The organism is Terrisporobacter muris (assembly GCF_024621905.1).
Taxonomy (GTDB): Bacteria; Bacillota; Clostridia; order Peptostreptococcales; family Peptostreptococcaceae; genus Terrisporobacter; species Terrisporobacter muris.
This window is the reverse complement of record NZ_JANKBY010000592.1, coordinates 1-1,123: the sequence shown is the minus strand read 5'-3', so window position 1 is coordinate 1,123 and position 1,123 is coordinate 1. Positions and strand designations below refer to the sequence as shown.

Annotated in this window: 2 protein-coding genes; one reads left to right on the top strand and one right to left on the bottom strand. The window is 28.0% G+C overall.

What is annotated here, in order from left to right; all coding sequences use genetic code 11:
* The first annotated feature begins 129 nt into the window (after positions 1–129).
* Positions 130–519, top strand: a complete 390-nt coding sequence (locus NSA58_RS20495) for a 4Fe-4S binding protein (RefSeq protein ID WP_039679471.1) — start codon at positions 130–132, stop codon at positions 517–519.
* Between the two features lie 71 nt (positions 520–590).
* Here the strand turns inward: NSA58_RS20495 and NSA58_RS20490 are convergent, their stop codons facing one another.
* Positions 591–1,064, bottom strand: a complete 474-nt coding sequence (locus NSA58_RS20490) for a ferritin-like domain-containing protein (protein ID WP_039679470.1) — start codon at positions 1,062–1,064, stop codon at positions 591–593.
* Positions 1,065–1,123 lie beyond the last annotated feature (59 nt).

Sequence of the window (1,123 nt, the reverse complement as noted above, 5' to 3'; positions counted from 1 at the left end):
TCTTTAGATTTCCAAAAAGTAATCAGTAGATTTATTTACTTCGTTGATTTTACAATAATAATCATATACACTAAAAATAGGATGTTTTATTTTCTAATAAATTATCTACATATTAAGGGGGAAGATAAATTGAAAAAATTAGTTGTTAAAGACAAATCTTTATGTCAAGCTTGTTTAAGTTGTGAGCTAGCTTGTTCTGAAGCCTTTTATAAAAAAGAAGGTTTCTCTTGTATATCTATAGGGGTTAACAAAAAAGATGCTTTAGATGTAAAAGCTTGTAATCAATGTGGCGTTTGTGCTAAAAAATGTCCAGAAGATGCAATATCTAAAAACGCTAAAGGTGTTTATACAATCGATAAGAAAAAATGTACAGGATGCCTAACTTGTGTAGAAGCATGTCCAAAAGGAATTATTGTAAAGTCAGAGGATAAACCAGCTCCATCTAAATGTGTGGCTTGTGGAATATGTGTTAAAGCATGTCCTCAAGAAATACTTGAAGTCGTTGAAATTGCTGATTAATTCAACTTTTATTGTAAATATCAAAGATGTAACTAATATTAGTTACATCTTTTTATTTTAATATTTATTAATTAACCAACAGAAACTAATGTATAAATATAATTATACAAATTTCCATGTCTTAATTCATCACTCAATATATTAAAAACTTGATCTCTATAATACAAACTTGGAAGCCCTCCCATTATTTCGCGGTAAGTTTTAACTGCATTTAACTCTCCCATCATAGCATCTGCTATTCCATCTTTAAAACTTGATGGCGGAACAAACGCTTCTTCTTCAGGTTGTATTTTCATCCCTGTAATTTGAAAATACATATTCTTATACATTTGATTATGACGTAACTCATCATCTCTAATCGACTCTATTATTCCTTTTATTTCATTTACTTCTTTAGAAGATAATTCACCTACTGGTATATTATCAATTAACCATTGATAAAACATAGAATCTTTCTTTTCTGATTCGATTGATTTTCCAATTAAATTTATAGAATTTTGTAGTTGCTTTGGATTAGGATATATCCACTCATAAGTATAATCCATTGTTGTTACCCCCTTAATATAATCTAATATAATATATACTTAAAAGTAGAAATTTGTTA